This is a genomic window from Cupriavidus sp. 05N39 (assembly GCF_056397325.1).
The window spans coordinates 1-3913 of sequence record NZ_JBFTNE010000210.1; the positions used below are offsets into that span (position 1 = coordinate 1).

Sequence of the window (3913 nt, forward strand, 5' to 3'; positions counted from 1 at the left end):
GGGCGGACGGGGAGGGTGATAGTTCGGTAGAGCCATGCGTATGACCTCGCGAAAGATCGGAAAAATAGGGGTATTCTGGCGATCGGCGTTCACGCCACGACCTGCGCGCCGGGGAGATCTCCATTGAAAGCACTCGCGAGCATCGGCAGGAGAAGAGCGTTTTTCCTTCATCTATCCTGGCTGGCACCCACATTTGCGGAATTTGAGGTCGCCATTAGCCGAAATAGCGATCTGCAACACATGCTGCGGATCTGCTGCTGTCGTCGCGCAAGGTCACGGCTGAAGAGGCGCTGCGCATGGGACTGGTCAACCGGAACCGCCCGATGCGCTCCTGGCCCAGGCGCACAGCTATGCGCTCGATTCGCGTGATGAAGCGGCAACTGTGGGAGACCCCATATCAAAGCCTCGGCGAGGCGATTATGGATGCCAACCAGGAAATGTTCCTAAGCATCCAGAGYGCGGATTTCAAGGAAGGCGTGGCACACTTTCAGCAGCGGCGGCCGGCAGCGTTCACGGGGGAATAGCCGCAGCCGTTGTGCCAGCTTCCCCCAGCCAGCGCCATAGCGTGGCGGGCTGACGCCGAGGCGACGGGCCGCCTCCTGGCGATTGCCGCCGCATAGTGCCAGCACCGTCAGTGCCCGCTCGCGCGGCTGTCCGTTTTCCGCGGAGTCGTGGTGGTATCGCTCGATCCGCTCTCGCTAACCAATGTCTACAAGAGTATTTACCTCGGTAACAAAGGCGTGATCGGGGTGCTCGGCACTGAAGACTTTATATTCCGGGCGCGCTTGAGCGGGTCGAGCGCCATGCCTGGGCAGTTCGTGCCGGCAAGCTCCGAAGTCCGAAAAGCCCTCTCCGGGCCCGGAGACGCGCAAGTCATTGATGAGAGCCCCATCGACGGCATCGAGCGCATATTCGGCATCCAACGGCTGTCACGGGGCGATCTCGCCGTGGTGGTGGGCTACAACGTGCATGAGGCCTTGGCGGCGTATCGGAGCAGACTGATGGTGATTGTCATGCTCGCGAGCGCCATTTCCGCTCTGATTGTCTACTTCCAGTTCCGCCAGGCAAAGGCCATCAAAAATCTGGCCTTGCTGGCAGACCGGGAAGCAGTGGTGACCCGCAGCCTGAATGAGAGAAAGCAGCATCTCCATGCGCTCTTTCTTGCCGTTGACGAAGGCATTGGTGTCTTCGACAGGAATCTCGTGATCGATGACGCCAATCCGGCGCTCTGCAGCTTGCTCGGCGTCTCGCTCGGGGAATTGCGCGGCGCTACACCGCAGCAATTTATCAACCACCTGTATCAGGGCCGCCGTCCCTCCCCCGATGCGACCGCTCGCGCGAGTCCAGCGCACAGCGCAGAACGATCTCCCCATTCTTCGTGACCGTGTTGAAAATCCATGCCCTGCGACCATACCAGGGGTGCCAGCGATACAGAACTTCCCGTGAGTCGGTAATGTGGGCGTTGTGTTGACGGCTTGTAATCACCTACGCGGCCACACCAAGACCTTCAAGCACTGGAGCCAGCACAGCATGGCCCACGATGTGGAGGCCCGGACCTCTACCCATGAGTTCTGCGATCCGCACCTCTGTGAGCAATCCTGCCGCGCAGTCTTCTTCTATCTGCGCGCCCAATGCGGCTTTGGCCAAGACCAAAGTCGCGTCGGCCTGCCGCGACAAGCCGCTCGCCGATTGAGCATCATGGGCAATCAGACCGTCAAGCACCGGGACAATGGCCTCCAAGTTTCCCTTGATCATTGCTTCCTTCAAGCCCTGAACCACGAACGTGACCATGCGCCAAATTTGCTGCGGCTGCCCGTCGAGCACCTTGTCGATCGATGCTCGCGCCTCAAGTGGCGACATGGTCGAGCACGGCGCAAGGGTAATGCTCATGGCATGTGCGAGCTTGACGAGTTGATGTTCCGCCAAGCGTTCCAGAAGCTTCTCGAATGCACGCGTTTGTGTGCCATTGGCGAGCGCCTCCGCCAGTCCTTCGGTGGTGCGCTGAGGAACAAGCGCGACTCGGCGCGGAGAGCACGTGGTACCTCTCAATGTCATGCGGCGGATGCTCTGCTAGCGGATCGATGTCTACAACGACCTCGCGCGTTGCGGAGCCCGGCGTTGCAGTGCCGAGTCGCATCGAAAAGGTCAAGACATAGCCGAGAGCGTGGAAACCGAGGACCAGCGGGCTAGGCTTATTGCCAGGGGAGTACGCCTTGCGCAGGGCCTTCTCTTCGGCCGGCCGATGGCGCATTCGTCCTTGCGCCGCTGGATGGGCGAGCGTGTGCACGGCGTGCCGATATCAAAAGCCGGATATGGAATTTTAAATGACTTTGCGGATTCCGCACCCTAATATGTTAAGGAAGCCCTCATCCCAGCCCGGAGAGGCTCATGCCCCCGGCTTCCCTCTCAATCCGCTCCGTCGATGTCTAACTATCTGGAAGGGTGAACCATGAGGAATGAAAGAGGCGGCCTGCGCAAGGATCTCGATGCATATCGGCTGCAGTGGCGCGTTCTGAGCTTCTATGAGCGCTTCGAGCAGATCGTTGCCCACATCCTGAGCGCAGTGGTTTCAGTGATCATTGTCGTATCGCTTTGGCAACTGATACGCGCGGTCGCCATGTTGCTTATGTCGGGCGCACTGAACCCGCTGGATCATGGGACGTTTCAATCGGTGTTCGGCATGGTCATGACACTGCTGATCGCAATGGAATTCAAGCATTCAATCACCAGGGTTATGGTGCGGCGCGACCACATTGTCCAAGTCAAGACCGTCATCCTCATTGCCCTGTTGGCGATAGCGCGCAAATTCATCATTCTCGACCCGGCCACGCCGCCCGCGCATATCGCCGCTCTTGCGGCTGCATTGGTTGCGCTTGGCATCGTTTACTGGCTGATGCGCCAGCGCGACGACCCGGTTGATGCCGCGATGGCTGAACAAGGCAAATCTGCGCCCATGAAGGCGGCGCATCAACGAGGCATCGAACGGGACGGCAACGATCAGGATGCGAATGCCTGAGCGACTCGTGGCCTTCTCGAAAGCGGACACCCGCGTCATGGTTCTGGTCAGCCTTCGCCAGCGATCCGCGGTCGCCATCTGCAACCACCGGCTGCAGCGCTTCGACGGCGACGAGGCGGTCACCTTCCAGTGGAAGGACTACAAACATGGGCCCGCAAGCCGGACCATGTCGCTCGCGGCCGACGAATTTCATCCGCCGCTTCCTGCTGCACGTCCTGCCCGACGGCTTCAAGCACATCCGCAGTTACGGCCTGCTGGCCAATCGCCACCGAGCAGCCAAGCTTGCCGCCTGCCGCCGGGTGGCCCCAGCGGACGACACCTCCAGCCTCATGGACGACTACCGTGAACGTTACCAGCGACTCACCGGCAGGTCGCTACACGATTGCCCCATCTGCGCCAAGGGTCACATGGTATGCATCGAAACGTTCCTGCCGGGTGCACTTCCGCGTGCGCCGCCCCCTCACCATGTTCACTGATCTGTTGGCATTGCCCTCGACCACGTGTCCATTATTCCTGCGGGCAACGCGCCCGGGCTTGCTCCATCCAGGTCTTTCTGCATGGAAATGTCTGAAAGCTGCCCGATTCATCTCGCGATGTCCACCCTTACACTGGCATCGCACGATCGCCATCGTCACTTCACCGCAGTCCCGTGGGCGGCTTACGCGTGTGGATCGCGCCGGATCATCGCGGCGACCTTTCAATGCCCATAGACGCTACCGCCCGTGGAGCGGTTTAGCACAAACGGTTTTTTGGCTACTGGTCGCGTGCTCTCCGCAGGGGCTGTTCATACGCAGCGGCCGCGACCGCTAACCAAGGAACCTCTGCTAAATGTGGTGGACCACATTTGGTGCCTGAATTGGGCACGCCGGGATCCATTGGTATGGACGCCCCCAACTC

At 60.3% G+C, this 3913-nt stretch carries 5 protein-coding genes and 1 pseudogene; 4 read left to right on the top strand and 2 right to left on the bottom strand.

Features of this window, described 5'->3' with window-relative positions:
- Window positions 1-296: 296 nt before the first annotated feature.
- Complete coding sequence (locus AC1DN0_RS40500) at window positions 297-524, top strand: Clp protease/crotonase-like domain-containing protein (RefSeq protein WP_441631353.1); 228 nt, start codon at window positions 297-299, stop codon at window positions 522-524.
- Here AC1DN0_RS40500 and AC1DN0_RS40505 read toward each other — a convergent pair.
- Window positions 444-629 carry a helix-turn-helix domain-containing protein gene (locus tag AC1DN0_RS40505; protein ID WP_477146573.1) on the bottom strand — a complete coding sequence of 62 codons (186 nt, stop codon included), beginning with the start codon at window positions 627-629 and terminating at the stop codon, window positions 444-446. The two genes, AC1DN0_RS40500 and AC1DN0_RS40505, sit on opposite strands and share 81 nt — an antisense overlap.
- A gap of 45 nt (window positions 630-674) precedes the next feature.
- Between AC1DN0_RS40505 and AC1DN0_RS40510 the strand changes: the two genes are divergently transcribed.
- Window positions 675-1382, top strand: coding sequence for a PAS domain-containing protein (locus AC1DN0_RS40510; protein WP_441631337.1), 708 nt, complete (start codon window positions 675-677; stop codon window positions 1380-1382).
- 103 nt (window positions 1383-1485) lie between these two features.
- Here AC1DN0_RS40510 and AC1DN0_RS40515 read toward each other — a convergent pair whose 3' ends face one another.
- Window positions 1486-2055: a hypothetical protein gene (locus AC1DN0_RS40515; protein ID WP_441631339.1), complete on the bottom strand. Its 570-nt coding sequence runs from the start codon at window positions 2053-2055 to the stop codon at window positions 1486-1488.
- A 394-nt stretch (window positions 2056-2449) separates the two neighbouring features.
- On the opposite strand from AC1DN0_RS40515, the gene AC1DN0_RS40520 reads away from it, so the two are divergent.
- Window positions 2450-3016: a phosphate-starvation-inducible PsiE family protein gene (locus AC1DN0_RS40520; protein ID WP_267600556.1), complete on the top strand. Its 567-nt coding sequence runs from the start codon at window positions 2450-2452 to the stop codon at window positions 3014-3016.
- A gap of 55 nt (window positions 3017-3071) precedes the next feature.
- A pseudogene (locus AC1DN0_RS40525) lies at window positions 3072-3492 on the top strand (transposase); the annotation flags it as partial.
- Window positions 3493-3913 lie beyond the last annotated feature (421 nt).